Source organism: Mucilaginibacter sp. PAMB04274, assembly GCF_039634385.2.
GTDB lineage: Bacteria > Bacteroidota > Bacteroidia > Sphingobacteriales > Sphingobacteriaceae > Mucilaginibacter.
Genome location: NZ_CP155081.2, coordinates 4,431,278 through 4,457,261, shown reverse-complemented (window position 1 = coordinate 4,457,261; position 25,984 = coordinate 4,431,278). Strand labels below are relative to the sequence as shown.

Below are 25,984 nucleotides of genomic sequence, written 5' to 3'. Positions count from 1 at the left end.
CAAAATTGTTTAATAACATTTAGTTATTGAACATCATTAATCATGATAAAAATACCCCTCATTCTGTAATTACTTTTGATGTATTAAATAACAACAAAATATTACAAAATGAAAAACTCAATAATCAAAACAGCACTTATCCTGATGGTATCAGGATTTACAATAAACGCCAATGCTGCAACAGGCGGTGTAAAAGCGCCAGAACAAGTTACTGCTGAATTTACAGCTAGATATCCCGGCGCTGTACTTAAAGATTGGAAAATGGACAAAGCCGGTTACAAGGCAGAATTTAAGCTTAACCACAAAAAACAAACTGCTGTTTACGCCGCAGATGGAACCTGGTTAAAAAGTTCGATAAAGCTAAGCGGGACCAAAGACATGCCGTTGGCAGTTAAAACCGCATTGAGGAACAGCAAATATGCTTCATTCTATGAAGATGAGATCAAGAAAGTCACCACCCAAAACGGAACCCTATATGTTTTAACCATTGACAATCATAGCGGAAGTACAATGGCTACAGAGGGTTATGGCAATTGGGAAGATTACCAGGTTACTTTTGACAGTAACGGTTTACTTACCAGCGTAAAAGAATTATAATACTCCTGACTATAATTAACGTAACATGCAACCCGAAGAAGAAAAAGAGCTGGTTAAAGCTATAGTAAAAGTATCGCGCTATACGGTTTATATTGCGCTGCTGACTGTAGGATGTATGGCGATCATTATCATTTCCTTATTAAATAATGGATCAGGAACTACAGCAAGCCCCAAGGCAAATGAGGTCGCAGTTACAACCAGTGTTACTGCTCCCGCATCTCCGCTTGCCGCTCCTGGAACTACGCCGCGAGCCATACCTGCAGATGCCTGGAAAGCGCCGGATGAAAGCACCATACCTGCCGGAAAAGCAGGCGACATGATTCGTTATGGAAAAGAACTTTTAGTACATACATCTCAATATTTTGGTCCGCAGGGTTCGGTTGCACATATTACCAACGGCATGAACTGCCAGAATTGTCACCTTGCAGGCGGCACTAAATTGTTCGGAAACGATTATGCTGGTTTCATTGCCAGCTATCCAAAAATGAGTGGCCGAAGCGGAAAGGTAGAGCCAGCTTCAGAACGGATAGCGGAATGTTTTGAACGCAGCCTGGCGGGTAAAGTACCCGATACTTCAAAAAAAGAGATCCAATCTATATTGGCTTACATGAAATGGATTGGTAAGGATGTGAAAAAAGGCCAGAAACTGTTTGGCAACGCTACTGAGAAACTGGCTTTTATGGATAAGCCTGCTGATCCTGTTAAAGGTAAGGAGGTCTTCGTCATGAAATGCCAAAGCTGCCATGGTAATAACGGAGAAGGCTTGCTTGCACCGGATAAGAAATCATACACCAATCCACCGCTCTGGGGTAAACACAGCTACAATGACGGTGCGGGGATGTACCGGTTAACCAATTTGGCCGGGTTTGTAAAAAACAACATGCCTTTTGGGGCCACTTACGAAAGCCCGCAGCTGACAGATGAAGAAGCCTGGAACGTAGCCGCCTTTGTTAACACCCAACCCCGTCCGCACAAAGACCAGCATAATGACTGGAAGGATCTGAAAAAGAAACCAATTGATTTTCCGTTCGGGCCTTATGCGGATCAGTTTAGCGAGAAACAGCACAAATTCGGGCCGTTCAAACCAATTATAGACGCACAAAAAGCAACAACTAATAAATCATAAACCAATTAATGAAAATCATCATGAAAAAGATCGTTCAATTATTATTCATCCTTTCAGGAACATTATTTATCAAACCAGCTATGGCACAAAATTATACCGGGGCCGAGGCCACCAAAGCCCATTACAAGGCATTGTATTTTTTAGATGATGCCGACCCTAAAAAGATAAAAGGGACTTTACGAAATATCGATAACGCTTTGGAGGACGTGCGTTTAAAAGGAAAGATCGAAGTAGAACTGGTTGCCTTTGGGGACGGTGTAGCCGTATATGAAAAAGCCAATCCTTACGAAGCTACCTTGTTAGCGCTTCAGAAAAAAGGTGTGATACTTGCGCAGTGCAGTAACACCATACGGGAAAGGAATATTGATAAAAATACGCTTTTTCCTTTCATAAACTATGTACCAAGTGGTAATGGCGAGATTATTATCAGGGAAGCCGATGGCTGGTCTGTAGTGCACCCATAAATTCACCGTTCAGCATTCATAATTCTTATTTAAATCAAAAATGAAAACATATAAAAAAATATTGTTCAGCATGGCCGCACTTATCGCACTGGGCAACCAGGTAAAAGCGCAGGATCACCGTTTCGATCCGCCCTGGAATACACCGCCTGAAAGTAAGGTAATGTTTACCGTGCCAGGGGTTGATAATGTCCCCGACCTGTTTGGTGACATCAACGACCCGCAGTTAGTTGTGTTCTTTGCCGGTAACCAGTTTATGTGCCTGGATGATATGATGGCGGCATTTAAGAAGGCTTATCCGCAGTACCAGCGGGTATTTGCAGAAACGTTGCCCCCGGGCATTTTAGCCAAACAAATTATGGGCGGTTCGATCACCATTGGGAACATGCGTATTACGCTTAAGCCTGATGTATATACCGCCGGAAAAAACCGCACGGATCAAATGCCGGAATATTTCAGCAAAACCGAAGCCTATGCTTATAACCGTTTGGCCATAATGGTGCAGAAAGGAAATCCGAAAAATATAAAAGGATTAAAAGATTTGGGACAATCGGCTATCCGTGTTAGCATGCCGAACCCGGATTTCGAGGGAATAGGTAAACGCATTGAACAGGCTTACGTACTCGCAGGTACAGAATCTTTGCGTAAGACTATTATGGAAGACAAGGTAAAGGATAGTACCACTTACCTTACCCAGATCCACCACCGTCAATCACCGATGCGTATAATGTATGGCCGATCAGATGCGGCCCCGGTATGGTACAGTGAGGCTTATTACCAGGTAATGATCAAACACCCGGTTGATATGGTCGAGATCCCCTCTGATCAGAATATCAACGCGACTTATGTTGCAGGACAACTAAAAAATGCGCCGCATGCACAGGCAGCCAGAGATTTTATGGACTTCTTAGTTAGCCCGACAGCCAAAGCAATTTACCGCAAATACGGTTTTACAACTAAATAAAAAACTAATATTAAAGTAAAAGATATGTCATTGCACTTAGGGGATTTAGCTCCCAACTTTACCGCACAAACAACCATCGGCGAGATTGATTTTTACAAATATCTTGGCGACAGCTGGGGAGTATTATTCTCTCACCCCGCAGATTATACACCTGTATGTACTACCGAATTGGGTAAGACGGCCCTATTAAAAGGCGAATTTGATAAACGTAATGTAAAAGCGCTTGCTTTAAGTATAGACCCGCTGGATAAGCATCTTGCCTGGATCAGCGATATTAACGAAACCCAAAATTGCAGCGTAGAATTTCCTCTTATTGCAGACGAGGATCGAAAAGTATCGATGTTATATGATATGATCCATCCAAATGCATCGGCAACAGCCACCGTTCGTTCCTTATTTATCATCGGGCCTGATAAAAAAGTTAAACTGATGATCACTTATCCGGCATCAACCGGGCGTAATTTCAATGAAATATTACGAGTGATAGATTCGTTACAGCTAACCGACGAATACAGCGTGGCTACTCCCGCAAACTGGGAAGCAGGCGAGGATGTGATTATTGGCCTGGGTGTTAAGACGGATGACATTGAATCAAAATTTCCGAAAGGGCATCGTATTATTAAACCTTACCTGCGTTATACGCCACAGCCTTCATCAACCACGAAATCATGAAAAAGTATCTTTTAATAATATTTCTTATCGGGCTGATCAGCCGTGCTGCATTTGCTCAGACTGATACGCTTCATGTTTACGGCCCAGGTGGTCCGCTATCGGCGATGCAGGATTGCGCCAAAGCTTTTACCGCGAAAACAGGTATCCCTGTAAAGGTGATGGGCGGCCCCGAGCCTAAATGGCTGACCCAGGCTCAGCAAAATGCCGATGTGATCTATGGTGGCGCTGAATATATGCTTACCCAGTTTATCCAGGCCCATCCGGGGATGGTTGATGCCGGTACAAGAGTTGAGCTGTATAAAAGAATAGCGGCCATTTTAGTCAGACCGGGGAACCCTAAACATATTGCAACGCTGAAGGACCTGACCAAACCGGGGATTCATGTTTTAGATGTGAATGGTGCAGGGCAGTTTGGCTTGTGGGAAGATATTGCCGGAAAAGAAGAGCTTATTAGTGGTATTCAACGGAACATCGCAGTCTCATTTGCCAATACTGCTTTAGGCATAGATGCCTGGAAAAAGGACAACCGGTATGATGCCTGGATTACTTATGCCTCCTGGCATCAAAACTTAAAAGAGATCACTCAAATAGTAGAATTACCAATTTCATTGCGTTTGTACCGGGGTACACCAGTTGCATTAGCCACCAATAGTAAGCATGGCACACAGGCTAAACAATTTGTTCAGTTCCTGCAAAGCCCGGCAGGTCATACGATATTTGAAAAATGGGGTTGGGAATAATTAGGCATAGGGGGCCTTTTTTAAAGCACGCCTTAATTGCCGGCTTTATCGCCATCTCGGTAAATACATTGTTGCTCCAACTTGCACCAATGATCCATATTAAGGCGGAAGGTGGCGGACTTTTAAAATTATTATTACAATATGGCAGGCCAATAACCGGCCATATTACTTTTTTATATACGTCATTATTTGGCGTAGTCTTTCATTACCTTACAGGACTTGTAATGGTTATAATTTATGTCTGCTGGTTTAGCCGGTTGTTAAAAATATCTGGCTGGATTAAAGGCAGCCTCTTTTCTTTATTGCCATGGCTAATTAATGGAGTTGTAGTGTTACCACTTTTAGGGTATGGTTTGCTTGGCAATTACAAACTCTCCTTAGCAGGAATGTGCTATTTCTTTATAGCGAATTGGTTATTCGGATTAGTACTTGGATGGCTATTTGCATATTTGAGTAAATCTGCGACCAAGTAATTCATAACTTTACATTATCAACCATGTACAATGGCGATGAAAATAATGCGTTTTTATGATTGATCTTTGATTAACAAAATCAAACAGATCATGAAAACTTTACAAAACTTAACTCATCACCAATTTACAGAAAGAACAATCGCATTAGGCGATAAGGCAATTAATACAGGAGTGATTATAGCTGCCTTCGCCTTTTCAGTTTTACCTTTTATATTAATGATTGCCAGGTTATCTTAAAACGTTAATTCATCCAAATGTTAGACTTTCGATTACAAGTGTTTTATACAGTAGCCAAAAGGCTCAATTTCACCAAAGCCTCAGCTGAATTGTATATCAGCCAGCCAGCAGTTACCAAACACATTAAAGAGTTAGAAGCTGAATATAAGGCAACCCTTTTTGAGCGCAGCGGAAATAAAAAGATCGTATTGACCCCGGCGGGCGATATGTTGCTTCAATATGCCGATAAGCTATTGGCTATTTATAAAGAATTAGAATTCGATATGAACTTACTGATAAAACAGCATTCGGGCGTGTTGCGGATTGGTGGCAGTAATACCGTCGCACAGTATGTGATACCCCCGGTACTGGCACAGTTTCACAAAAAGTTTAAAGACACGCGTGTAAATTTGGTTACGGGTAATACAGAGCAAATAGAACAGGCTTTATTAAACAAAGAGATAGACCTGGGAGTGGTAGAAGGTATAAACCGCAACCCGCAGATAAAATATCAGGAATTTATTGCCGATGAATTGGTGCTGGTCTGCAGTACAGCCAATAATATCATAAAAAAAGATATGATAAAGCCTGAAGAATTAAAAACTCTTCCCTTATTATTACGCGAGCCCGGCTCAGGGTCACTTGATGTCATTGCACACGCGCTCAAGCCATTCGATATTAAATTATCCGACCTGCAAACAGAAATGCAGTTAGGAGGAACCGAGAGCATCAAATCCTACCTGATGCATAGCGATTGTTTCGCCTTCCTTTCTGTTCAGTCTATTTTAAATGAACTTAAGGCAAATACTTTGAAAATAGTAGATGTAAAGGATTTTAATATAGAACGGCCTTTCTACTTTATTCAACCGCACGGGCAACCGTCTTCATTGGCGGAACTATTTATGCGGTTCGCCAGGACTTACAGGCAGAATTGAAAGATAATTTAATCGATTTTACTGGAACGGCTCATGAGTGTTACGGATACCCCCAAGCAGACGATTATTCCAACTAACAAAGCCCCGAAAAGACGTCCCGAAAAATCCTGATAGCCATGTTGCTTTCCGATAAAGCTGACAAACAAAATCCCAAGAAAACCTGTAATAAATCCGGCTACCAATAATATTTTAAAGCTTTGTACAAGCGCCTCAAAAAAGTTGATCTGGTTCTCCTTTTCGTTTTTCTTATAACTCAGCACTCCCAGGAACACACCAGCTATCGGAATAATGACTACGGCGTACTCAAATGATGTTGCCTGGCCGTTAGAAATTGAATCGCCGGCCCAACGCAATATAAACAGCCATAAAGCGCTTAATATGCCAATAATTCCCCCGGTTATAAGTGCGTTTTTCATTTTTTTAAAATATTGGCTATAAGTAAGTTTCTATTGCAACGCCGATAAGTTGAAATAGTTTGAAAAGCTTAGTGACTATAACTTATAGCTATCATCAATGCTTTTTTACGATAAAAAACGCAGTTAATTCTGATTGATATTTGTATCAACAAACAGAAAAAATATCATGAAAACATTTCAATTGGTAGTCGACCCCAAAATCTTAATCACCGGTAAATCTTGTCACTACACTTACGCCCCGGTAAAAAAGGTTGAACATATTGCTTTGGAAGACAAGGCTATGATTGGTATAAATACCAAAACAGGCTGGTTTGATAAAGATGCCCCTCAAAACCTTTCTTATAAAGAAGCAGGTATAAGGGCAATGATCGTCGTGTTTATGCCGGCACTCTCCGCTATCGACTGGTATTTACATACCCATACGATGTATTTCATTGCACCTTTGACCATGTATCTTGCCGTAAGCGCCTTGACCATGACCTGCCAGGTGAAGGCTTTATTTACTAAGGATAAACATAATGATAGCCACGTATTGTAAATAAGCTATCATATATATCAGGATTCATTTGATAATAAACACTAATAAAATGGAAAACATCGTTCAAATAATTTCGATCAAAGACATTACGCATAATGTAAAACGATTTAGAATGACAAAGCCTGCGGGCTTTCATTTTAATGCCGGGCAAGCTACCGAATTGTCCATTAATGCTGCTGGATGGAAGGATGAAAAACGCCCATTTACATTTACCAGTCTTAATAATGACAGTTTTCTTGAATTCACTATAAAAATTTACAATGATCATCAGGGAGTAACTAACCAGTTGGCTACACTGCGAAAAGGCGATGAACTCATTTTAAGAGACGTTTGGGGAGCTATAGAATTTAAAGGCCCGGGATATTTTATCGCAGGTGGTGCAGGAATTACACCTATGTTGGCCATATTAAGGCAATTACATCAATATGGTCAACTGGAAGGAAATAAGCTTTTCTTTTCAAATCAGACTGACCAGGACATTATTCTTCAAGACGAGTTGCAGGATATGCTTTGCCAAAAGGTTATTTTCACAACTACACGACAGGATGATGCGTCGCATGACCATCGCAGGATAGATGCGGCATTTTTGCAAGCGGAAGTTATTGATTTCAATAGACATTTTTATGTTTGCGGACCTGATCAAATGGTATCTGCGATCAATGAAACTTTAAAACAATTAGGGGTTAAGCCGGATTATTTGGTTTTCGAACAATAAATCTCTTGTTGGTAATGGGATTGAACCCTAATCTTTTAGCGCTTTATCTTAATAAAGTTAGGATCACTTATCCGGCTACACCGCTGAACAAACTAAAGGCTATTATACCCAATACAATCAAGGTAATAATAATATACATCTTATCTTTTTCCTCTATAAAACCAATTATAGAAAACAATACGCGGGCAATGGGAGTTGCCAGCAAAACCAGCACTCCAACCTGTAATATCGCCATGCTGTTTAAATGAAACGCATCCGTAAATATGGTTTTAAGATTGATCAGCTGATGCGGTTCACCTGCAAACTTTTTATAATGTGGCAGATCTTTGCCCTTTTGAAACAGATAGAGTACACCACCTAAAAACACAATCACTGCGGAAACAATGACGCCTGTGCGTAACAAGGTGCCCATTTGCGATTCGATATCTTTATCCCGGTTTTTGATCATTTGCTAAAGTTTACCTGAAATACCATTATAGATCATTTGAATGGCCAGAAACCCGATCACGATTGCGAAAAATATTCTTAACCAGGAAGTTTGACCTTTTATCAAAAATTTTGCGCCACCCATAGCTCCCGCTAATACCCCTAATACCACAGGAAAGCATAATCCCGGATCAATGTACCCTCTTTGAAAATATATGCCTGCACTTGCGGTAGCTGTTACACCGATCATAAAATTGCTCGTTGTGGTAGAAACTTTAAAAGGTAATTTCATAATGTTATCCATGGCGATTACTTTTAAAGCACCCGAACCAATGCCAAGCAACCCTGAAATTGTGCCAGCGACGATCATCATCAGGAAGCCAGCCGGAACTCTCACCACATCATATTGGACTGTGCCTTCAGCAGTTGGATACGAACCATTGAGTTTAAGCCATCTGGCGAATTTCCCCTGCGATCTGCTAATTTTTACTATTTCCTTTTTTCGCAGCGAGAGAATTGCTGAGATGATCAATACGATGCCAAATAAAATAGCGATGAAATGTGTAGGTGCATAAACCGCAGCAGCGGCACCCACAACCGCACCTATGGTAGTTGCAATTTCGAGAAACATACCAACTCGGATATTACTGATGCCTTCTTTTACGTAAGCCGCTGCCGACCCTGATGATGTAGCGATCACTGATACTAATGAAGCACCAATAGCATAGTGTATGTCTACGCCAAATAATAAAGTAAGCAAGGGTATGATAACAACGCCTCCGCCCAAACCAGTTAGCGAACCAACCAGCCCGGCTAGAAGTGAGCCTGCAAAAATAAGGAGCGTAAATAACGTTATAGTCATTGGAGATTAAACATTAGTGTACCTATTAAGTTTGCAACCAAAAAAGGCAATCTTTGTAGTATGAAACTATTCGGAGCAATTTTAGAAGAAGAACTGCGTGCTAACAGCCAGCTTAAAACCCTTCCGGCTGAAACGGTGATGATGCAATCGAATAGTTATATCCGGTCTATTCCGGTGGTGCTTTCAGGCAGCATGCGGGTAATGCGCGAAGATGAAGATGGCCGCGAGATCTTGCTTTATTATATCAAACCCGGTGAAAGCTGTATCATGTCTTTTTTGGCCGGGATACATGAAGATACCAGCAAAGTCAAATTAGTGGTGGAAGAAGATTCTGAAGTATTGATGTTGCCTATAGCCAAAGCCAGCGAATGGATAAAAGTTTACCCGGAATGGGCCGACTTTATCTTTAAACTGTATCATAAGCGTTTCGAGGAGTTGCTCGATGTGATCAATGCCGTAGCCTTCCAAAAATTAGACGACCGGATCGTGACCTTGCTGAAAAGAAAAGCAAGTGTTTACGGATCGAATGAGTTCAGCATTACTCACCAGCAATTGGCTGAAGAATTGGGCACTACTCGCGAAGTGGTTTCTAGGCTGCTTAAACAAATGGAAAAGCAGGAATTAATTACGCTCTCCAGAAATAAAATCACTTTAAATATCCCTCTGTAACATAGGTCACCAATTCACAGTCTGCATCCTGGTACATTTGTTTCCTAATCAAAAACGAGTGGAAATAGCAGGATACGCAGCGGCAATATTAATAGGTCTGTCTCTAGGTTTGATCGGTGGTGGCGGTTCTATTCTCACTGTCCCTATATTAGTTTATTTTTTCCTGATCGACCCTGTTATAGCGACAACCTATTCGCTTTTTGTAGTAGGGTTAACCAGCTCGGCAGGCGCGATAAGCCATTACCGAAAAGGCAATGTGAATTTTAAAATAGCTTTTGTATTTGGTATCCCATCATTAATAGCGGTATTCATCATGCGTAAATGGGTGATGCCTGCCATGCCGCATCATTTGCTCAATATGGGTTCGTTTGAATTGACCAAGCCGGTATTATTAATGCTTGTTTTTGCGGTGTTAATGTTGGCCGCTTCCATTTCTATGATCAGAAAGAAAAAGGAAATTTTAGTTTCCGACTCGCAGTTGAGTTATACCAAATTGATGATCCAAAGTGTTATAGTTGGCATCATCACCGGTTTTGTAGGCGTGGGCGGTGGCTTTTTGATCATTCCATCGCTGGTTTTGTTTGCCGGTTTATCCATGAAAAAAGCAGTAGGCACATCCTTAATGGTCATGACCATCAGTTCATTGTTAGGTGTTTTGGGAGACATCAGCCGTCATGCACCTATTAACTATCAATTCTTATTACTGTTTTCGGCATTTGCCATAGCCGGAATTATAATAGGCAGCTATTTAACCAAATATATAAGCGATACTAAACTAAAGCCTGCTTTTGGATGGTTCGTGTTGTTAATGGGCATTTTTGTGTTAATCACTACTTTAATTAAATAATATGGAACTAATTAAACAACCCTGGCCCTGGTATGTGGCTGGTCCCCTGATCGGGTTGATCGTACCGGCTTTACTACTCCTAGGTAATAAAACCTTTGGAATTTCCGGAACGCTTAGACAGGTCTGCGCCGCCTGTATTCCTGCGAATATTTCATTCTTTAAGTATGACTGGAAAAAGGAGAGCTGGAATCTTTTTTTTGCAGTCGGGATTATTATAGGCGGCTTTATTGCTACCTACCTGCTTTCAAACTCCGGGCAGGTAAATATCAATCCACATACGACAGCGCTGCTGCAGCAGGAAGGTGTAAAAGATTTCAGCGGATTATTGCCGCAGGATATATTCAGCTTTAGCCAACTGTTTACTATGCGTGGATTCATTTTTATTATTGTGGGTGGGTTCCTCGTTGGTTTCGGAACCCGGTATGCGGGTGGTTGTACTTCAGGTCATGCCATCATGGGAATATCTTCTTTGCAATGGCCATCTTTATTAGCTACCTGTTGCTTCATGATCGGCGGCTTTGTGATGACCTGGTTTATTTTACCTTATTTATTACACTTATGAAAAATATAAAGTTCTTAGTAGTGGGGATGCTCTTCGGTATTATCCTCGTCAAATCACAAGTAATCTCCTGGTTCAGGATACAGGAAATGTTCCGCTTGCAAGCCTTTCATATGTATGGGATTATCGGCAGCGCCATAGTCGTAGGCATCATTTCAATTCAGCTCATCAAACGGTTCCGGTTAAAGACCATACACGGGGAGCAAATTGTTATTCCTGACAAAATATTTCACTGGGGTAACGTTTATGGCGGCCTGATATTTGGTTTGGGCTGGGCAATTACGGGCGCTTGTCCGGGGCCGCTGTTTGCGGAGATCGGCATCGGCTTTTGGGTAATCATTGTCACGCTGCTGAGCGCTATTGCCGGAACGTGGACCTATGGTTTGTTAAGGGAGAAATTGCCTCATTAATAATTACAGATAAATATGAAAATCGAACAATTTGAAGATAAGGGGCTGTCGCACTATTCCTATGCTATTTTAAGTGAATGTGACCAACAGGTAGTTTTAATAGATCCGTCACGGGACGTAAGTCCATATTTGACTTACGCTGAAAATAATGGAGCGACGATCATCGGCGTAATCGAAACGCATCCGCATGCCGATTTTGTAAGCGGGCATTTAGAACTGCATCAAACAACTGGCGCGACCATTTATTGTTCTGCATTAGTAGGCGCTGCTTATCCGCATCAAACTTTTAATGATGGGAATAGTATCAGTTTTGGCAAGATCACGTTAAAAGGATTGAACACGCCCGGCCACTCTCCTGATAGTATCTCCATCGTATTAACTCACGATGGTAAAGATAAAGCGGTATTTACGGGCGACACCTTATTCATCGGGGATTGCGGCAGGCCAGACCTGCGTGAAAGTGCAGGTAACTTAAAAGCTAAACGGGAAGAATTAGCAGCCGAAATGTATCATTCGCTCCGGGATAAATTAATGGTGCTGGATAATGACGTAATTGTTTACCCGGCGCATGGGGCCGGAACACTTTGTGGTAAGGCTTTAAGTGAGGCCAATAGTAGCACCATTGGTTCTGAAAAACTGAGTAACTGGTCGTTACAAAGTATGACTGAATCGGAGTTTATAACTACGCTGTTGCAGGATCAACCCTTTGTACCAAAATATTTTCCGTTTGATGTGGAATTAAATAAGCACGGCGCAGGTAATCTGGCGCAGGCAATTGCAAATGTTCCGATTGGACAAACTGTAATATTAAACAGCAGTATTTATATCATTGATGCCCGCGATGAAAAAAAATTTAAAAAAGGGCATCTTCCGGGATCGATCAACCTGCAAAATGGCGGCAAGTTTGAAACCTGGCTGGGGAGCATTATTGCACCAGAGGAAGCGTTTTACCTCGTTGCAGAAAATGAGGAAATACTCCGGAGCCTGATTTTGCGCTGCGCGAAGATTGGCTATGAGCATTTTATCGAGCGGGCATTTGTTTTTCAGGCAGGAACAGCAATAATGGATGCTATTGATTTACCTAGGTTTTCAACGAATCAAACAGAATATACCATTGTTGACATCAGGAATAATGGAGAAGTGAAGGAACGCCCGGTATTTAAAAATGCAATCCATATACCGCTTCCCGAATTAAGGGAAAGAGTTTCGGAAATACCCTTTAATAAACCCATAATTGTACATTGCGCGGGTGGCTATCGCAGCGCGGCTGGCAGCAGTATCATTAACAATGCTTTTGGCAATAAAGCAAAAGTATATGACCTTGGTGAATCTATAAAAGCATTTTTATAAATATGAGTATATCATCCATTCGTAAAAAGCTGACCGTTGCAAATATGCTGAATGGGGTTTTCATTGTGTTGGTACTCATCGTTTTTTTCAGCCCGTCTGCCAAGGCTTTACTGATTCGCGGCTTAATGCAGGTGGGTTTATTTCAACCCGATATATCGCAGCCGATAAAAACCACCGGTAATACCAGTTTGCCAAATATCACGTTTCAAAATACCAACGGGCAAATACTCAACCTAAGCGATCAAAAAGGCAAGGTCATATTTATGAATTTCTGGGCGACATGGTGCCCGCCCTGTACAGCGGAAATGCCATCTGTTAATGAGCTCTATGAAAAACTGCAGCACAATAAAAATATTGTTTTTATCATGGTAGATGCAGATCATGACTTTAGTAAATCAGTACCATTTATGAATAAGCGTCAATTCAGCCTTCCGCTTTACGAGGCCAACAGCGAGATGCCGGAGAATTTATTGAGTGGCTCAATTCCTACTACCGTTATCTTTGATAAAAAAGGGCAGTTGGTATTTCATCATGAAGGAGCAGGAGATTATAGCAGTGCAAAATTTGCAGATTATTTATTAAAACTGTCCCGTTAATCATGGAAAGAAAAGATCATTGGGAAAATGTTTATCAAACCAAACAACTTTCTGAAGTAAGCTGGTATGAGCCGATACCTCAAACTTCGCTTAATATCATCGATGAGTTAGGCTTGCCTGCCGATGCCGCGATCATTGATATCGGTGGCGGTGACAGTTTATTAGCCGATCATTTATTAGCATTGGGTTATACCAATATTTCAGTGCTCGACATATCATCAGCAGCGATTGAAAAGGCAAAATTGCGTTTAGGGCCAAAAGCTGATTTAGTTAAATGGATCATACGCGATATGCTCTTATTTAACGGAACGGAAAAATTTGATGTCTGGCATGACCGGGCGGCTTTTCATTTCCTGACCGACCCGCAGGATCAGCAGCTATACTTATCTACCTTAAACAAGAATTTAAAGGATGACGGTTATTTAGTGATCGGTACATTTTCCTTAAATGGCCCCGAAAAGTGTAGTAATTTGCCGGTACAGCAATATTCGGAACTTACACTTACCAGGCTTTTTAGCCGGTATTTCAAAAAGATAAATTGTTTCATTATGGATCATGCAACTCCATTTCAAACTTTACAGCAGTTTATCTTTTGTGTATTTCAAAAGAATCAATAACTTTTTGTTATTGAGCATCCTATTTTATGATAAAAATGCAGGAAGAAATTGATTGATATTTGGGTATCAAAACAACGGATATGAATACCCAACAATCAACAATACCATCGACCGGCCTGATATTTAATATTGGCACAACTGCTCAAAAGATATTATTTTTTATATGTGTCATCTTTTGTCTTTCACCTTTTGCAAGCCCTGCAATAGCTTTATTAATAGGCATTGTTATAGCACAGTTTACAGGTCATCCTTACTTGCACCTAAATCATAAAGCTACTAACCTGTTGCTTAAAATAGCAGTAGTAGGACTGGGATTTGGCATGAACGTACATAGCGCCATGCAAGCGGGTAAAGAAGGCATTTTATTTACTATTGCTTCCATAACCGGAACCCTTGTGTTTGGTTATTTCATGGGCAAATGGTTAAATATTGAAAAGAAAACCTCTTACCTTATTTCAGCAGGCACAGCAATTTGTGGTGGAAGCGCTATTGCGGCTATTTCACCTGTAATCAAAGCGGAGGAAAAACAAATCTCTGTCGCCTTGGGATGTGTGTTTATCCTTAATTCAATAGCATTGGTGGTATTCCCTATTATAGGGCATCACTTCAATCTTTCTCAAACTCAATTCGGCTTATGGTGTGCTATCGCAATCCACGACACCAGTTCAGTAGTAGGTGCTGCAAGTAAGTATGGCGCTCATGCCTTAGAAGTGGCCACTACTGTCAAATTAGCCCGTGCTTTATGGATCATCCCGGTTGCTTTTATGTCAACCTTTATTTTCAAAAACAAATCAAAAAAGATCAGTATCCCCTATTTTATTGGCTTATTTATACTGGCTATGATAGCCAATACTTATATCCCGGCTACTAAAATTATCAGCCCCTACATGATCGCCATTGCTAAGGCCGGATTAACCCTTACATTATTTCTGATCGGTGCAGGTTTATCCAGGAAGGTGATCGTGTCAGTTGGTTTTAAACCCTTATTCCAGGGCGTTGTTCTTTGGATAATTATATCTGTTGCAGCTTTGTATGCGGTAATGCATTTGGCATAAATGAATTGATATAAAAGATAAATATTGGTAATCAACTGGGTCAGTTCAAAAATTCAATTCATCTATGTGTCATTGAGAGTAAATCATCGAACTGATTTCAAACGAAATTGAAGCCATTACCACACTACGCAACCCACTTATTTTATATCAATCATTCACCAGCATAGCAAAGATAGCCTACGCCGGAATAAAACGTAAAGGCTATACAAGCGGGCAAATATGTTAATTTTTAGCGTTTGCCCGGCCTTGACGTTTTACTGGACTACGCGCTATTGGTTGCTCAACTGGTGAAAATGAAAGATTTTGTGTTTGACTTACTCGCCGACTATGCATAGCTGCGAAAGTTATAATTAATTCTATTTGTTTTCGATTTGCAGCAACTAGGTTGGTATTGAAGAGGCCGTTTCAAACACCCTCTTCAATTACTGTCGGTTTTGCAACCGTAAATTCCATAAGCTTTTCTGCCATACTCTTTTTAGCATCATTTTCAAAGCCTTTCCAGTAGTCCTGTGTCGTGCTCATCGTTGTATGCCCTAAAGCTTCCTGTGCAAATTCCAGTCCCATTGTACGGGTTGCCTGGGTAGTGAACGAATGGCGGGCTACCATCGTGCCTAATTTAAATGATAAGCCTAACTGATCGACCAGTTTTTGCATGTGCTGGTTAACAAACCGTATAAAATTTTGGTTGACTCGATGCCGCTCTTTTGCTGACATGCCTGTCTGGAATATCGGAAATAAGTAATCATTAGGCTTGCCTTTTTCGTTTGCATACTTTTTAATAAAATCTTTAATATAGCTGGTCAAGGGAACAACAATAGGGGTCGGGTCTTCCTTTGTAGTATTTTTCGTCTTGTGCCTTAAAAATGAAAAATAGGTATCACGGATGTCTTTAAACTTTAATTCAGCAATATCTCTGAAATTCATCCCGTTGCACTGGTAACTGAAAAACCAGAAATCCCTGGCCTTTAGCATTAAGCTGTCTTTGGCAACATCTGCAATGTATAACGCATTAAGATCAGGTGTTTCCAATGCCTTTTTTACATTTTTGCCGTTCGGGATTTTATAAGTTTTAAAAGGGTAAAGTTCAGGGGAAATATCTCCGGCTGAAATTGCTTTATTAAAGATTGCCCTTAAATTACGCATATAAATACCAACTGTTGTTTTGGAACTATTTTTGGAGATCATCCATTGTTCGTATTTATTTAAAACATCGGCTGAAAGTGAGGCAAAAGGAATATACGTAACCGGATTTTTTTTACCCTCACTTAAATAAGCCGTGATAGAATTAATGCTGCAATTGTAACTGGAAGCTGTGCCGATCTGCTCATTTTTGTCCAGTTCCTTTACATAACCAGCAAAATGGTCAATAACATTATTGGCGCTTGCTTTGGTACGGAACATCTTGCGCTCAAATTTTTCAAAAGTAAAGCTATCACCTAAATCCTTAGCCAGTTCTGCCGCTTTTTGTATAATAGCATCCAACTCAATTTTAAGTTCCTTAAGTTCTCCTCTTGGCCTGGCAGCCAAATAAGATTGTTCAAACTGTTCATTGCTCAATTTGTAATCAGTTTTATACCACCGTTCCATTTTTGCGGTAAAATAAACGTGTAGTTTTATAGGGTAAGTGCCATCTTTCAATGCCCGCCTTGTGTCCAGATATAAAGAAACCTCTGCTTTCATGATTTTAATAATTAAATGTATAAATTTGCAGAAACAAACAAAATATAAGCATCACAATAAATGATATAAAATGCTGATTTATAGTGATATTTACTAATACAAATATAAAAAGAATGATTTAATTATTTGCAGAAAATTTGCAGAAAAATGGACAACAAATCACAAAATATCACAAATTAACTAATATTGAAAAATATATAAAATATTGATTATAAATACATAACAATGTATTTATAAATACTAATAATGTGTTAAATCTGACTGTTAATCAGAGGGTCGCTGGTTCGAGCCCAGCCTCAGGAGCACTGAAAATCAATGATTTAACCCCACTCTGGCGAGTGGGGTTTTTTGTTTGCACAAGATTTGCACAAGACTAGTTGGTGGCTGTCATTCGCACAGCATACTAATACTCGTCCCTTTCCTGCCCTTTTTCCTTTGTTTTGTCTTGTGTCATATCTCGGCTATCCTCTTTAAACCAATCTTTTTTCAACCAATCAGGCAGATGTGATTTTTCTTTTTCTGGCTCACGAGATATTTCAATTCCAGCTTTTAGGGCATCTAACTGTGGTGTGCGGGTTTGGGTAGAGACAATCAATTCCGCTATCTCAGGTGACATTTTATTCAACCCATACCCAATGTTGTAATAATCAGCGAACTCCTGTTCACTCAAATGTGCTCTATCCATATTAGAAAGTGTTTTGTGCTTTACTGTCCAAATAAGCGTTTATTGAATCGCTGTCATATAAAAAGTTCTTAGGTGTTACAGGGACAAATCTGATACGCCCTTCATCTCTGAACTTCTGCAAACTTGTTTTACTAGAAATCCCCAGCCGCTTCATGGCCATATCGCCAGTGATCCACTTCTCTTCATTGATATTATTATCGGCTTTATATCTCTTGTATAGCCGGTCAAGCATTTCATAGAATGCTTCATCTTCAAAACAAATGACTTGCATATTATTATTGGCTTAAAGTTGACAGCCCCTTGCTTTATCTAATATTGAAATTGACTTTTATTGGAAAAAACTTTCCTCTTATTTGCAGCTTTAAAGCTGTAGAAGGTACGGACTCTTGGTTTCTACCAGAGAGTATGTGAAGTTCCCGCGTTTTGACTATTCGTCTTCCGTTCCTATCTGGTCTAGAAGTTCGCGATGATGAGACGTCCACTCCTTTAGACGCGCACTCTCTTGAGCTGTGTACCACTCGAAAGATTCTTTATTACTCAATGCAGCGCGAGAATCCGAAGTTGTGATGTGCTCTGCCTTGTTAATCAACCAGAAAATCGTGTTTTCATCTCTTCTATATTGAACGTTCTCCTCATTACGATTTAATATATTGCTACCTATACGTTCGCAACTTCTTATAAGCCAATTATCTTCATAAATGAACTTAAATTCGTAGTGCGTTTGGTGCGGGCTTAATTTTTTGTTGGGAAACAAATTGGTTGCACGTCTTTTCAACTCTTCCGGGCATGTTGTTATTAATTCACTCAAGTCGTGGTTAAGCAACTGGAGAATAGTTATATCATCCATCCACCAATACCTTTCATCAGCATCAATGGTTCTTTTGATGCTTTGTAGATTCGTTATAAACGTATCCAAATTTTTTAAACTCAACTTGCGACAAACAGCTAATTCTTTGGATTCAAACCTTTTTAGCCGATCAATTACAGTGACATAGCATTTTGCATGTTTAATGCGACCTCTTTGTTCAAAAGACTGAATTGACGAGCAATAGTAATTAACAAGATCCAAAGGTTCTTGAAATAAATAAAACGACCTTGCGGAGTTCCAACTTCTATCTTCCCAGCACTTATAAACTTTGAGGTCATCCTTCTCAATTAATCCTTTAAATAGGTTGCTAAGAAGCTTCTTTAATTGTATCTCATCGTCGTTTAATGGCATGAAATATGAATGTTCATATTTTATTTCATCGTCCCTCTTGGTGTCGCCCTGAGAAAATCTTTCCTGATAAATTTTGTACAACACAGCTGCTTTTTGTCTTGCATCCTTTTCAACTCGTTTTGGAGTGTTGTTTGTCAGTTGAATTCCTATAAATTCGAGCATAACGCATAAAAAGTCATCTTTAATTGGTATTGTGTCGCCATCATATTGAAGAAGCTTACGGGTGAAATGATTTCGCTCAGTTTTGGGGTAGTGCTCGAGAAAAAATGACTCGAAAAAATTGTAGCCATTGATTCCGACTTCTTCTATATCCCATGTCGAACTATGACCTCGGGGATGTATAAGTTTTTGTTCCTCTGTTAATTCATCATCCCAAACTTTGGTAATGAAATCCTCAATGAGTTGTTGATATAGAGCTGCATCGATACGCATAAAATCAAATTAGATGTAAATAAATCTCTCCGTCTCAAGCTTTCAGACAGAGGTAATATAATTTTTTGTTCAGACACCGGTTACGGAGATGGCTTTTCCATCGTGCCGGGCGAAACTTTGTTTATTAGACTTTTGGTTGTGGCGACATTAGTCGCCCAGTATTCTTTTAGGAGCTTGCGAACAATATGAGGCGTGTTCGAAATTCCCGACACCCGATCTTTTGCAGGAGACAGAATATCCGACAAATCTACGCAGACAGTTTCCATTGCTTGAAGATAACCAGCGACCCACTTCTCACCATATTTATCAAGATACTCATCCAAATTCATCTCGCTCATGTGATCTGGCAGACTGCCAGTGAAACGACCGTAGGTGGTAAACTCGTCTAACTTGCCCAAGAAAATGCCTCGCCCAAAATATATCACATGATACCCGTTATGTATGATTCTGTCAATTAATTTTTCCTGCTCAATTCCCGGAAGTTAAGCATTGATACCACAATTATAAAACTTGGAGCTTTTCCCTAAAAAAATAGAAAAAATAGTTTTTTCTAAAAATTCGCTAGTGGTTTGATTTGGCTCCATTTGTATCAAGGCTTCTGATAAAGCCCTAAACGTTACTCTAACTTAAGGAAAAGCCATGAAACAAAAAGGACAAACATTAAAAATAGAAGATCAAACAAAAATTGCATCGTTTACCGACAATACGGTTTACAAAGTGTTTGACGCAAATTTCTTAAATGATTGGAACAGCTTAGAGTTTCCCTCACCTGAAACGCTTCCCCAATACTACGATCCGCAGCGGGATGGCAACTAAAATATCGCGATAGTGGAGAGCGCCTTAAACACTTAAAGCAAGCGGCTGGGAATTAGCTGAAAACCCAATAACAGAGTAAGCAGAAACCTTCAAACCCATTAATCATGAGTACGGAAAAAACCATTCGTGATGCGGGCTTCAGTTCTACCAGCGATCCTTACAAATTCAAAAAGGATAACAGCACGGTAACTGTAAGACCGGGGCAAGGCATAATCGTTGACCACGGTGGCCGCCATAACAAATACGGCAGCAACACTTCGGACAGCTTTTTAAGCAACCGCCTGAACAAGTAAGTATGAATGACCACTCGCAGCCAGGCTGCGGGTGGTTCTTAAAAACTAAGACAATGAGTTACAAATTAGAAGACCCGCTATTTTTCTTTAACAACCGAGATTACCGGGCCTATACATACAGGAATATTTTCGAGGGAACTCTTATCTGTGGCAGCCTTGGAGCGGGGAAATCAAGTGCCTCGGGTAAATTCTGGGCATTAAAGATGTTAAAGGCTGGCTTCGGCGGCTTGGTGCTGACGGTAAAGCCGGACGAGAAAAACCAATGGGTTGAGTATTGCCAGTTGGCCGGGCGTTCGAAAGACCTGCTCGTATTAGAGCCGGGATGTCCGTATAGCTTCGACTTTATGAGCTACTTATCCAGCAATAACACCGGCGATGCTTTAACGGGAAATTTGTTAGAAATTTTAAAGGTGGTTATCAACGCAGGTGCAGAGCGAAGCGGCGGTAAAAACAATAGCGACCCTTTTTGGAACCAGGCACTCGATCAACTGATTGCCAATGCCATTGATCTTTGTTTAATGGCCTTTGGCAAAGTCGATGTGCAGACCTTGTATGATATTGTGCAAACTGCACCGCATAACGACAAGCCAGTGCCTAAGCCTGAAGAACGCCATAAGAAAGCTTTCTACAGAGCCTTTACAAAGGTAAGAACTCAGGTATCAAAAGATTTAGACACTTGGTATAACGGGCTGCATTGGGCAGAGCGTGAGCAAATCGATTTCGATGGTACTTATGATGCAAAAGCGTCGGATGCCGTGCCTAATTACAAGCCTTTAAAGCTGCTTGATCAGTTTTTTACGGATACGTTTAGGAATCTCGCCACCAAAACAAGGAGCATCGTTGAGTTTAGCTTCACTGGTCTGCTCTACTCATTGCTAAGAGAACCCTTCTACTCCTTGTTCTGTAAGCAGAAGCAAGATTTTAATCCGAGGCTGAGCTTGGATGGAAAGGTCCTGCTTTTGAATATCCCCACCAAGCTTTATCATGATGTTGGAAGAGATTGCCAAATCCTTTACAAGGTGTTGTGGCAGCGGGAAATGGAAAAGCGTGATATCACTTTGAACGATAGGCCGCTATTTTTATTCGCGGATGAGGCATATACTTTCCTACATGAAAGAGATAGCCAGTTTCAATATACCGCGCGCAGTTCGCGGGTCGCGACGATTTACATTGCTCAAAATTTTTCACAATTTTTTGCTGCGCTAGGTGATAAGTCAAGAGACCGGGTGCATAGCTTTTTGGGTACACTTAATACTAAGGTCTTCCATGCTAACTCCGATGTCGAAACAAACAATGCCGCATCCGAGCTGATCGGCGATGCTGTTTTTATCGATCCTTCCAAATCAGTGTCCATATCAAAAGATTACTCCACGAGCCAAAGCAGTGGGCTAGTTGTCGAAAGGCAAGTACGGTCCAACGAGTTCGTAGGGTTAATTACTGGCGGTTCCAGAAACAACTTCAAAGTGGAAGCTTACATCCATGTCCAGGGTGATAAGCTGTTTAACGGACAAAATTTCGCCAAGGTGCGATTTGATCAAAACTATAAATAAAAGAAGTCTAATTTAATTTTTAACAGCCATGAAAAAGCATAATTCGTATTACCAAATCGTGTTCCAACGCACGAACCTTATTAAACTGTACCTCTTAAGTTTCTTTCTAGGGATTTCGAGCTGGCCTCGCATCATCCTGGAAGTGTTTCTTCGTCGGGGAATGGGCCAACGTTACATGAGTTTAATGACTTGTATCACCCTGTTTGTGTTAATGTTTTTCGGCACCAATGTGCCGCACTACAGTACGTACTCAGGTTGGTCTTTCCCAAGTGTGGCAGATAGCTTTGGTACTCATCCATCGGAAGCCATCTTCGCACTTGTGTTCCTTGCAATGGGCATCATGCGATACCGGGAAACGATGTCGGAACCGGGAGTGTTTGAGTTTGCCAAATTCAGCCACTATTCAGGAGACATCCTACCTTTTTACTACAACATTAAGCTGTTTGGTATTGAGCCTGGGCGTCGGTTAATTTCCACGGTCTATGAACCTTTGACCGGCATCGCCGTAGGAGCAATTCTAAACTTATTTGATTCGCCGGTGGGACCGCTTTTGATTGTTTGCAGTATCATTTACTCACTAAGCTATTTTGGAGCGCATTATTTAGGCGATCAATATTTAATGGACAGAATCGACGAGATTATGTGCAGCGAAGATTTAGGCAAAACACTTGCCGAAGGGATGCGTCCAGAGGATGGCCGTGGTGTTGAGTTTTTCGGCACCGTGCCACCTGACAAGCAATTTCGGCGGGTACTGGCAGATAGCATGATCGAAAATGAGCCTGCAACGGACATCGTGTAGCGGTCATTGCTCAGCAACGGGAAGATGTCTGTAAGGAAAATTAGAACCACTTATGGAATCTTCCCGGTGCTGTGTTTTGGTTAATAGAATACGCCTCCTCTTATCTATTCGTAACAAAGAAACGAAGTCCAGCACTGCTTTTATAGTTTCACGATATAACTGCTGCTATGATACGCATGCACCAAACAACTTCAGCAAAACAGGCCAAAGAATACTATTCCGGCGCACTGCTGCAATCGGACTATTACGTCGGAGATCAGGACCTTAAAGGGCGGTATTTTGGGAAACTAGCACAGCATCTTGGACTTGACATCGAGCCATCAAAAGAGAGCTTTTTCTCGCTTATCGATAACGTTAATCCTGTGACTGGCAAGCCGCTTACACAACACACCAAAGAGGGGCGGACCGTTGCTTACGATGTGGTGTTCAACGCGCCAAAAAGTGTCAGTATTTTACATGCTTTAGCAAACGATCAGCACATTTTACAGGCGTTCCAGGACAGCGTAAACGAAACCATGCAAGACATCGAAATGGATGCGCAAACGCGGGTACGTAAAAGCAAATCACAGGAGGATAGAGCTACGGGCAATTTGCTATGGTTCGAGGTTACGCACCAAACCGCTCGGCCTGTGGACGGCTCTTTGCCTGACGTTCACTTGCACTCCCATAACGTAATATTTAATGCTACCCATGACCGCGTCGAAGGCACGAACAAGGCTGGGCAGTTTCGCGATATCAAAAGGTCGATGCCCTATTACCAAGCGATGTTTCATAAGCGGTTATCTGACAAGCTTATTGATCTGGGTTATGGCATAAGACGAACAGACAAAGCTTTTGAAATCGCCAACGTGCCACAAGTTGCCATCAACCATTTTAGTAAACGCACCAACGCCATTGGTGAATTTGCCAAGGAAAAGGGTATTAGCGACCCAAAGGTGTTGGCAGAACTTGGAGCGAAGACCAGGGCCAAGAAGCAAAAAGGCCACACAATGGCCGAACTAAAAACGGAATGGCGGCGACAACTGCGTGAAGAGGTAACGTTACAACCTGGCGAAGATGTCATGCCGGTACGTTATGCACAAAAGGCATATGCTGATAGAACAATACCAGAAGATGTTATTGATCACGCGTTACGGCATTCCTTTGAACGGGCCTCTGTTAAACCGGAGCGCCGGATATTAGAAACAGCCTACCGACAAAGCATCGGAAAGCGTCAGCTTTCCATAGAAGGGCTAACGAAGTGTTTTGACGGCGACAGCCGGATCATTCGTGTAAAGGAGAAGCATCAAGTCGTCTGTACGACAAAGCCGGTATTGGCAGAAGAAAAAAGGATGGTGGAATTGGCCCGGCAGGGATTAAACAGCCAGCAGCCACTATACCGCAAAGCTCCGGCGTTGGCCCCTCACCTTAACGACCATCAGCAAAACGCCATTGCCGATATTTTAACCACCACCGACCAAACCTCAATTATTCGTGGGGCGGCCGGAACAGGCAAGGCGACGATTATGGTCGAGGCTAGGAAACATATTGAGAACGCCGGTAAGCAATTATTTGTGGTTGCTCCAACCTCACAGGCGGCGCGTGGCGTACTGGTCTCTGAAGGCTTTGAAAATGCCGAGACGGTCGCAAAGCTTTTGGCAGATAAAAAACTGCAAGAGCAGTTAGCAGGGCAAGTTTTGTGGGTAGATGAGTCCGGTTTGATGGGTACACAGGATATGATAGCACTCCTTAGCATCACGAAACAGCAGAATGCCAAGCTTATCTTAGGAGGGGACTACAACCAGCACAGCGCCACAGTGCGTGGCGATGCAATGCGCGTCCTTAATTCTGTAGGAAAAATTAAAACGTCGGATGTTAGCAAAATTGTCCGGCAAAAGAATATCCATTATCGTAAAGCGGTCGAGGACTTATCTAACGGAGATACCAAGCAAGCCTTTATCAAGTTAAGCAGCATCGGTGCAATTAAGAACGTCGATCCGCTTAAGCCTAATGAATTGCTGATTACCGAGTACGTAAAAGCCCTCAAGAATGGCAAAAGTGCCATGATTGTATCGCCTACTCATGCTCAAGGTAATGCGGTCACCACCGAGTTGCGCGAAAAGTTACGGGCCAACGGACTGATCGGCAAAAAAGAAATCAGTGTGGATAAATTTGATAACCGCAATTTAACGGAAGCGGAACGATCTGATTACCGCAACCTTAATGAAGGCGATATCGTGCAATTCAGCCAGCACGTACCAAAAATCAGGCGTGGATCGGTATGGAAGATTCAAAGTATCGACAGGGAGCAAGTGACGATTAGCAATAAGAATAATGAAACGCGCCAACTGCCGCTTGATCGCGCTAGAAGCTTTGATGTGTATGCTCACACTCAATTGAACCTTTCAAAAGGTGATACCGTCCGCATCAGTCGCAATGGATTTGATAAAAATGATAAGCGCATGAACAACGGGCAAATATTGGAGGTGGCGAGTGTCAGCAAGCAAGGAAAGATTGTGTTGCACAACGCTGCAAGCAAGGTGTCTTACGAGGTGGACCGCGATTTTGGTAACATCGATCATGCCTATAGCACCACGTCTCACTCTGCACAGGGGCGAACTGTTTCAGAAGTATTTATCTCTCAGCCATCGGCAACGTTTGTGGCGACAGATGCCAAACAGTTCTACGTATCTGTGTCCAGGGGCAAGGATGCCGCGCATATCTACACAGACGACCGAAAAGCGTTGCTGGAATATGCCAGCGAATTAGGCGACCGCCAATCGGCCCTGGAACTGGTAGGTGGGTATACCCATGCTGATTATGTGCAGGATCAGATTGTCAAAGGGCCGGAGCGCGAACCGCAATCAAGAGGAAAGGACAGAGCATTGGAGGTAACCAAAGGAAAGGATGATTATGAACCGGGACTTTGATTTAGGATTTGATAAATTTGATAAGTCCGAGCAAAAATCTGCTGGAAGTACAGATCAGGCTGACGAATACAAGGTACAATCGTCAGTTCGTAATGTATGCTTTGTCTGGCCGGACGGACGTATGAAGTTTTTAAATTATGCCTATCTTGTCAGTAGCGATTATCTGCCGGAGAACGGCCTTGTAAGGCTAACTTTCACCTCGGCAACCATTGAGCTAAAAGGAGTGAAGCTTCAGACACTATTCGATAAGCTGCTTTTTCATTTGCCGATCAGGATAATTTCTCAGGATGAGCGTTACAATCAACTGTCTGGCGATGCCTACTGTGTCAACGAAATCTTGGAGAATATATAAAACTT

General features: G+C 41.6%; 33 protein-coding genes. 25 read left to right on the top strand and 8 right to left on the bottom strand.

All coding sequences use genetic code 11. The features are described from left to right. The first annotated feature begins 108 nt into the window (after nt 1–108). The 9 genes from ABDD95_RS18830 (at nt 109) to ABDD95_RS18790 (ending at nt 6,184) form a co-directional block, all read left to right on the top strand. Nucleotides 109–597: a hypothetical protein gene (locus ABDD95_RS18830; protein WP_345948896.1), complete on the top strand. Its 489-nt coding sequence runs from the start codon at nt 109–111 to the stop codon at nt 595–597. 25 nt (nt 598–622) lie between these two features. After that, nucleotides 623–1,723: a c-type cytochrome gene (locus ABDD95_RS18825; protein WP_345948895.1), complete on the top strand. Its 1,101-nt coding sequence runs from the start codon at nt 623–625 to the stop codon at nt 1,721–1,723. A gap of 20 nt (nt 1,724–1,743) precedes the next feature. Further along, nucleotides 1,744–2,187 (top strand): DsrE family protein, encoded by a 444-nt coding sequence (locus tag ABDD95_RS18820; RefSeq protein WP_345948894.1) that lies wholly within the window; start codon nt 1,744–1,746, stop codon nt 2,185–2,187. Between the two features lie 40 nt (nt 2,188–2,227). Next, entirely contained in the window at nt 2,228–3,148 is a 921-nt protein-coding gene (locus tag ABDD95_RS18815; protein WP_345948893.1) for a substrate-binding domain-containing protein, read from the top strand. Between the two features lie 24 nt (nt 3,149–3,172). Beyond that, nucleotides 3,173–3,820 (top strand): peroxiredoxin, encoded by a 648-nt coding sequence (locus ABDD95_RS18810; RefSeq protein ID WP_345948892.1) that lies wholly within the window; start codon nt 3,173–3,175, stop codon nt 3,818–3,820. Then, the gene (locus tag ABDD95_RS18805) at nt 3,817–4,560 is read left to right on the top strand and encodes a substrate-binding domain-containing protein (RefSeq protein WP_345948891.1); all 744 of its coding nucleotides are present in this window, start codon (nt 3,817–3,819) and stop codon (nt 4,558–4,560) included. The genes ABDD95_RS18810 and ABDD95_RS18805 overlap by 4 nt, the downstream gene beginning before the upstream one ends. Further along, nucleotides 4,545–5,033 carry a hypothetical protein gene (locus ABDD95_RS18800; protein WP_345948890.1) on the top strand — a complete coding sequence of 163 codons (489 nt, stop codon included), beginning with the start codon at nt 4,545–4,547 and terminating at the stop codon, nt 5,031–5,033. Before ABDD95_RS18805 ends, ABDD95_RS18800 begins: the two co-directional genes overlap by 16 nt. Nucleotides 5,034–5,123: 90 nt before the next feature. Further along, the gene (locus tag ABDD95_RS18795) at nt 5,124–5,270 is read left to right on the top strand and encodes a hypothetical protein (RefSeq protein ID WP_345948889.1); all 147 of its coding nucleotides are present in this window, start codon (nt 5,124–5,126) and stop codon (nt 5,268–5,270) included. A 17-nt stretch (nt 5,271–5,287) separates the two neighbouring features. Beyond that, a complete protein-coding gene (locus ABDD95_RS18790; protein ID WP_345948888.1) occupies nt 5,288–6,184 on the top strand; it encodes a LysR family transcriptional regulator in 897 nt (298 codons plus the stop codon). A gap of 8 nt (nt 6,185–6,192) precedes the next feature. Here the strand turns inward: ABDD95_RS18790 and ABDD95_RS18785 are convergent, their stop codons facing one another. Continuing rightward, complete coding sequence (locus ABDD95_RS18785; protein WP_345948887.1) at nt 6,193–6,600, bottom strand: DUF4199 domain-containing protein; 408 nt, start codon at nt 6,598–6,600, stop codon at nt 6,193–6,195. Between the two features lie 166 nt (nt 6,601–6,766). On the opposite strand from ABDD95_RS18785, the gene ABDD95_RS18780 reads away from it, so the two are divergent. Both ABDD95_RS18780 and ABDD95_RS18775 read left to right on the top strand, forming a co-directional pair. Next, on the top strand, nt 6,767–7,138 hold the full coding sequence (locus ABDD95_RS18780; RefSeq protein ID WP_345948886.1) for a hypothetical protein: 372 nt from the start codon (nt 6,767–6,769) through the stop codon (nt 7,136–7,138). 49 nt (nt 7,139–7,187) lie between these two features. Beyond that, nucleotides 7,188–7,853, top strand: a complete 666-nt coding sequence (locus ABDD95_RS18775; RefSeq protein ID WP_345948885.1) for an FAD-binding oxidoreductase — start codon at nt 7,188–7,190, stop codon at nt 7,851–7,853. A 67-nt stretch (nt 7,854–7,920) separates the two neighbouring features. Here ABDD95_RS18775 and ABDD95_RS18770 read toward each other — a convergent pair whose 3' ends face one another. Together ABDD95_RS18770 and ABDD95_RS18765 are read right to left on the bottom strand one after the other, a co-directional pair. After that, nucleotides 7,921–8,301, bottom strand: a complete 381-nt coding sequence (locus ABDD95_RS18770) for a DUF1634 domain-containing protein (RefSeq protein ID WP_345948884.1) — start codon at nt 8,299–8,301, stop codon at nt 7,921–7,923. 3 nt (nt 8,302–8,304) lie between these two features. Beyond that, nucleotides 8,305–9,141: a sulfite exporter TauE/SafE family protein gene (locus ABDD95_RS18765; RefSeq protein WP_345948883.1), complete on the bottom strand. Its 837-nt coding sequence runs from the start codon at nt 9,139–9,141 to the stop codon at nt 8,305–8,307. A 60-nt stretch (nt 9,142–9,201) separates the two neighbouring features. Here ABDD95_RS18765 and ABDD95_RS18760 point away from each other — a divergent pair, with 60 nt between their 5' ends. The 8 genes from ABDD95_RS18760 (at nt 9,202) to ABDD95_RS18725 (ending at nt 15,244) form a co-directional block, all read left to right on the top strand. Further along, nucleotides 9,202–9,810 (top strand): Crp/Fnr family transcriptional regulator, encoded by a 609-nt coding sequence (locus tag ABDD95_RS18760; RefSeq protein WP_345948882.1) that lies wholly within the window; start codon nt 9,202–9,204, stop codon nt 9,808–9,810. Between the two features lie 58 nt (nt 9,811–9,868). Continuing rightward, nucleotides 9,869–10,657, top strand: coding sequence for a sulfite exporter TauE/SafE family protein (locus ABDD95_RS18755; RefSeq protein WP_345948881.1), 789 nt, complete (start codon nt 9,869–9,871; stop codon nt 10,655–10,657). 1 nt (nt 10,658) lies between these two features. Further along, the gene (locus tag ABDD95_RS18750) at nt 10,659–11,219 is read left to right on the top strand and encodes a YeeE/YedE thiosulfate transporter family protein (protein ID WP_345948880.1); all 561 of its coding nucleotides are present in this window, start codon (nt 10,659–10,661) and stop codon (nt 11,217–11,219) included. After that, nucleotides 11,216–11,626, top strand: coding sequence for a DUF6691 family protein (locus ABDD95_RS18745; RefSeq protein WP_345948879.1), 411 nt, complete (start codon nt 11,216–11,218; stop codon nt 11,624–11,626). Before ABDD95_RS18750 ends, ABDD95_RS18745 begins: the two co-directional genes overlap by 4 nt. Before the next feature lie 15 nt (nt 11,627–11,641). Continuing rightward, the gene (locus ABDD95_RS18740) at nt 11,642–12,976 is read left to right on the top strand and encodes an MBL fold metallo-hydrolase (RefSeq protein ID WP_345948878.1); all 1,335 of its coding nucleotides are present in this window, start codon (nt 11,642–11,644) and stop codon (nt 12,974–12,976) included. A gap of 2 nt (nt 12,977–12,978) precedes the next feature. Continuing rightward, the gene (locus ABDD95_RS18735; protein ID WP_345948877.1) at nt 12,979–13,572 is read left to right on the top strand and encodes a TlpA disulfide reductase family protein; all 594 of its coding nucleotides are present in this window, start codon (nt 12,979–12,981) and stop codon (nt 13,570–13,572) included. 2 nt (nt 13,573–13,574) lie between these two features. Then, nucleotides 13,575–14,189 carry a class I SAM-dependent methyltransferase gene (locus tag ABDD95_RS18730; protein WP_345948876.1) on the top strand — a complete coding sequence of 205 codons (615 nt, stop codon included), beginning with the start codon at nt 13,575–13,577 and terminating at the stop codon, nt 14,187–14,189. A gap of 80 nt (nt 14,190–14,269) precedes the next feature. Beyond that, nucleotides 14,270–15,244, top strand: coding sequence for a putative sulfate exporter family transporter (locus tag ABDD95_RS18725; RefSeq protein ID WP_345948875.1), 975 nt, complete (start codon nt 14,270–14,272; stop codon nt 15,242–15,244). A 405-nt stretch (nt 15,245–15,649) separates the two neighbouring features. Here the strand turns inward: ABDD95_RS18725 and ABDD95_RS18720 are convergent, their stop codons facing one another. The 5 genes from ABDD95_RS18720 to ABDD95_RS18700 all read right to left on the bottom strand — a co-directional run bounded on the left by ABDD95_RS18720 (nt 15,650) and on the right by ABDD95_RS18700 (nt 19,658). Then, the gene (locus ABDD95_RS18720; RefSeq protein WP_345948874.1) at nt 15,650–16,924 is read right to left on the bottom strand and encodes a site-specific integrase; all 1,275 of its coding nucleotides are present in this window, start codon (nt 16,922–16,924) and stop codon (nt 15,650–15,652) included. Between the two features lie 403 nt (nt 16,925–17,327). Further along, nucleotides 17,328–17,609 (bottom strand): hypothetical protein, encoded by a 282-nt coding sequence (locus ABDD95_RS18715; protein ID WP_345948873.1) that lies wholly within the window; start codon nt 17,607–17,609, stop codon nt 17,328–17,330. Nucleotide 17,610: 1 nt separating this feature from the next. Further along, nucleotides 17,611–17,880, bottom strand: a complete 270-nt coding sequence (locus tag ABDD95_RS18710) for a DNA-binding protein (protein WP_345948872.1) — start codon at nt 17,878–17,880, stop codon at nt 17,611–17,613. Between the two features lie 156 nt (nt 17,881–18,036). Beyond that, the gene (locus ABDD95_RS18705; protein WP_345948871.1) at nt 18,037–19,260 is read right to left on the bottom strand and encodes a hypothetical protein; all 1,224 of its coding nucleotides are present in this window, start codon (nt 19,258–19,260) and stop codon (nt 18,037–18,039) included. Between the two features lie 80 nt (nt 19,261–19,340). Further along, nucleotides 19,341–19,658, bottom strand: a complete 318-nt coding sequence (locus ABDD95_RS18700; protein ID WP_345948870.1) for a hypothetical protein — start codon at nt 19,656–19,658, stop codon at nt 19,341–19,343. A 241-nt stretch (nt 19,659–19,899) separates the two neighbouring features. Between ABDD95_RS18700 and ABDD95_RS18695 the strand changes: the two genes are divergently transcribed. The 6 genes from ABDD95_RS18695 to ABDD95_RS18670 all read left to right on the top strand — a co-directional run bounded on the left by ABDD95_RS18695 (nt 19,900) and on the right by ABDD95_RS18670 (nt 25,979). Beyond that, on the top strand, nt 19,900–20,076 hold the full coding sequence (locus ABDD95_RS18695) for a hypothetical protein (RefSeq protein WP_345948869.1): 177 nt from the start codon (nt 19,900–19,902) through the stop codon (nt 20,074–20,076). Nucleotides 20,077–20,180: 104 nt separating this feature from the next. Next, the gene (locus ABDD95_RS18690; protein WP_345948868.1) at nt 20,181–20,369 is read left to right on the top strand and encodes a hypothetical protein; all 189 of its coding nucleotides are present in this window, start codon (nt 20,181–20,183) and stop codon (nt 20,367–20,369) included. Nucleotides 20,370–20,422: 53 nt separating this feature from the next. Further along, on the top strand, nt 20,423–21,919 hold the full coding sequence (locus ABDD95_RS18685; RefSeq protein WP_345948867.1) for a TraM recognition domain-containing protein: 1,497 nt from the start codon (nt 20,423–20,425) through the stop codon (nt 21,917–21,919). Between the two features lie 28 nt (nt 21,920–21,947). After that, nucleotides 21,948–22,718, top strand: a complete 771-nt coding sequence (locus ABDD95_RS18680) for a hypothetical protein (RefSeq protein ID WP_345948866.1) — start codon at nt 21,948–21,950, stop codon at nt 22,716–22,718. 176 nt (nt 22,719–22,894) lie between these two features. Next, the gene (gene mobF / locus ABDD95_RS18675) at nt 22,895–25,627 is read left to right on the top strand and encodes a MobF family relaxase (RefSeq protein ID WP_345948865.1); all 2,733 of its coding nucleotides are present in this window, start codon (nt 22,895–22,897) and stop codon (nt 25,625–25,627) included. Next, a complete protein-coding gene (locus ABDD95_RS18670; RefSeq protein ID WP_345948864.1) occupies nt 25,611–25,979 on the top strand; it encodes a hypothetical protein in 369 nt (122 codons plus the stop codon). Before mobF ends, ABDD95_RS18670 begins: the two co-directional genes overlap by 17 nt. Nucleotides 25,980–25,984 lie beyond the last annotated feature (5 nt).

Bases quoted from the DNA above. Each gene is read 5' to 3' on its own strand.
- ABDD95_RS18830 (WP_345948896.1), top strand. From the start codon at position 109: ATGAAAAACTCAATAATCAAAACAGCACTTATCCTGATGGTATCAGGA.
- ABDD95_RS18825 (WP_345948895.1), top strand. From the start codon at position 623: ATGCAACCCGAAGAAGAAAAAGAGCTGGTTAAAGCTATAGTAAAAGTA.
- ABDD95_RS18820 (WP_345948894.1), top strand. From the start codon at position 1,744: ATGAAAAAGATCGTTCAATTATTATTCATCCTTTCAGGAACATTATTT.
- ABDD95_RS18815 (WP_345948893.1), top strand. From the start codon at position 2,228: ATGAAAACATATAAAAAAATATTGTTCAGCATGGCCGCACTTATCGCA.
- ABDD95_RS18810 (WP_345948892.1), top strand. From the start codon at position 3,173: ATGTCATTGCACTTAGGGGATTTAGCTCCCAACTTTACCGCACAAACA.
- ABDD95_RS18805 (WP_345948891.1), top strand. From the start codon at position 3,817: ATGAAAAAGTATCTTTTAATAATATTTCTTATCGGGCTGATCAGCCGT.
- ABDD95_RS18800 (WP_345948890.1), top strand. From the start codon at position 4,545: ATGGGGTTGGGAATAATTAGGCATAGGGGGCCTTTTTTAAAGCACGCC.
- ABDD95_RS18795 (WP_345948889.1), top strand. From the start codon at position 5,124: ATGAAAACTTTACAAAACTTAACTCATCACCAATTTACAGAAAGAACA.
- ABDD95_RS18790 (WP_345948888.1), top strand. From the start codon at position 5,288: ATGTTAGACTTTCGATTACAAGTGTTTTATACAGTAGCCAAAAGGCTC.
- ABDD95_RS18785 (WP_345948887.1), bottom strand. From the start codon at position 6,600: ATGAAAAACGCACTTATAACCGGGGGAATTATTGGCATATTAAGCGCT.
- ABDD95_RS18780 (WP_345948886.1), top strand. From the start codon at position 6,767: ATGAAAACATTTCAATTGGTAGTCGACCCCAAAATCTTAATCACCGGT.
- ABDD95_RS18775 (WP_345948885.1), top strand. From the start codon at position 7,188: ATGGAAAACATCGTTCAAATAATTTCGATCAAAGACATTACGCATAAT.
- ABDD95_RS18770 (WP_345948884.1), bottom strand. From the start codon at position 8,301: ATGATCAAAAACCGGGATAAAGATATCGAATCGCAAATGGGCACCTTG.
- ABDD95_RS18765 (WP_345948883.1), bottom strand. From the start codon at position 9,141: ATGACTATAACGTTATTTACGCTCCTTATTTTTGCAGGCTCACTTCTA.
- ABDD95_RS18760 (WP_345948882.1), top strand. From the start codon at position 9,202: ATGAAACTATTCGGAGCAATTTTAGAAGAAGAACTGCGTGCTAACAGC.
- ABDD95_RS18750 (WP_345948880.1), top strand. From the start codon at position 10,659: ATGGAACTAATTAAACAACCCTGGCCCTGGTATGTGGCTGGTCCCCTG.
- ABDD95_RS18745 (WP_345948879.1), top strand. From the start codon at position 11,216: ATGAAAAATATAAAGTTCTTAGTAGTGGGGATGCTCTTCGGTATTATC.
- ABDD95_RS18740 (WP_345948878.1), top strand. From the start codon at position 11,642: ATGAAAATCGAACAATTTGAAGATAAGGGGCTGTCGCACTATTCCTAT.
- ABDD95_RS18735 (WP_345948877.1), top strand. From the start codon at position 12,979: ATGAGTATATCATCCATTCGTAAAAAGCTGACCGTTGCAAATATGCTG.
- ABDD95_RS18730 (WP_345948876.1), top strand. From the start codon at position 13,575: ATGGAAAGAAAAGATCATTGGGAAAATGTTTATCAAACCAAACAACTT.
- ABDD95_RS18725 (WP_345948875.1), top strand. From the start codon at position 14,270: ATGAATACCCAACAATCAACAATACCATCGACCGGCCTGATATTTAAT.
- ABDD95_RS18720 (WP_345948874.1), bottom strand. From the start codon at position 16,924: ATGAAAGCAGAGGTTTCTTTATATCTGGACACAAGGCGGGCATTGAAA.
- ABDD95_RS18715 (WP_345948873.1), bottom strand. From the start codon at position 17,609: ATGGATAGAGCACATTTGAGTGAACAGGAGTTCGCTGATTATTACAAC.
- ABDD95_RS18710 (WP_345948872.1), bottom strand. From the start codon at position 17,880: ATGCAAGTCATTTGTTTTGAAGATGAAGCATTCTATGAAATGCTTGAC.
- ABDD95_RS18705 (WP_345948871.1), bottom strand. From the start codon at position 19,260: ATGCGTATCGATGCAGCTCTATATCAACAACTCATTGAGGATTTCATT.
- ABDD95_RS18695 (WP_345948869.1), top strand. From the start codon at position 19,900: ATGAAACAAAAAGGACAAACATTAAAAATAGAAGATCAAACAAAAATT.
- ABDD95_RS18690 (WP_345948868.1), top strand. From the start codon at position 20,181: ATGAGTACGGAAAAAACCATTCGTGATGCGGGCTTCAGTTCTACCAGC.
- ABDD95_RS18685 (WP_345948867.1), top strand. From the start codon at position 20,423: ATGAGTTACAAATTAGAAGACCCGCTATTTTTCTTTAACAACCGAGAT.
- ABDD95_RS18680 (WP_345948866.1), top strand. From the start codon at position 21,948: ATGAAAAAGCATAATTCGTATTACCAAATCGTGTTCCAACGCACGAAC.
- mobF (WP_345948865.1), top strand. From the start codon at position 22,895: ATGCACCAAACAACTTCAGCAAAACAGGCCAAAGAATACTATTCCGGC.
- ABDD95_RS18670 (WP_345948864.1), top strand. From the start codon at position 25,611: ATGAACCGGGACTTTGATTTAGGATTTGATAAATTTGATAAGTCCGAG.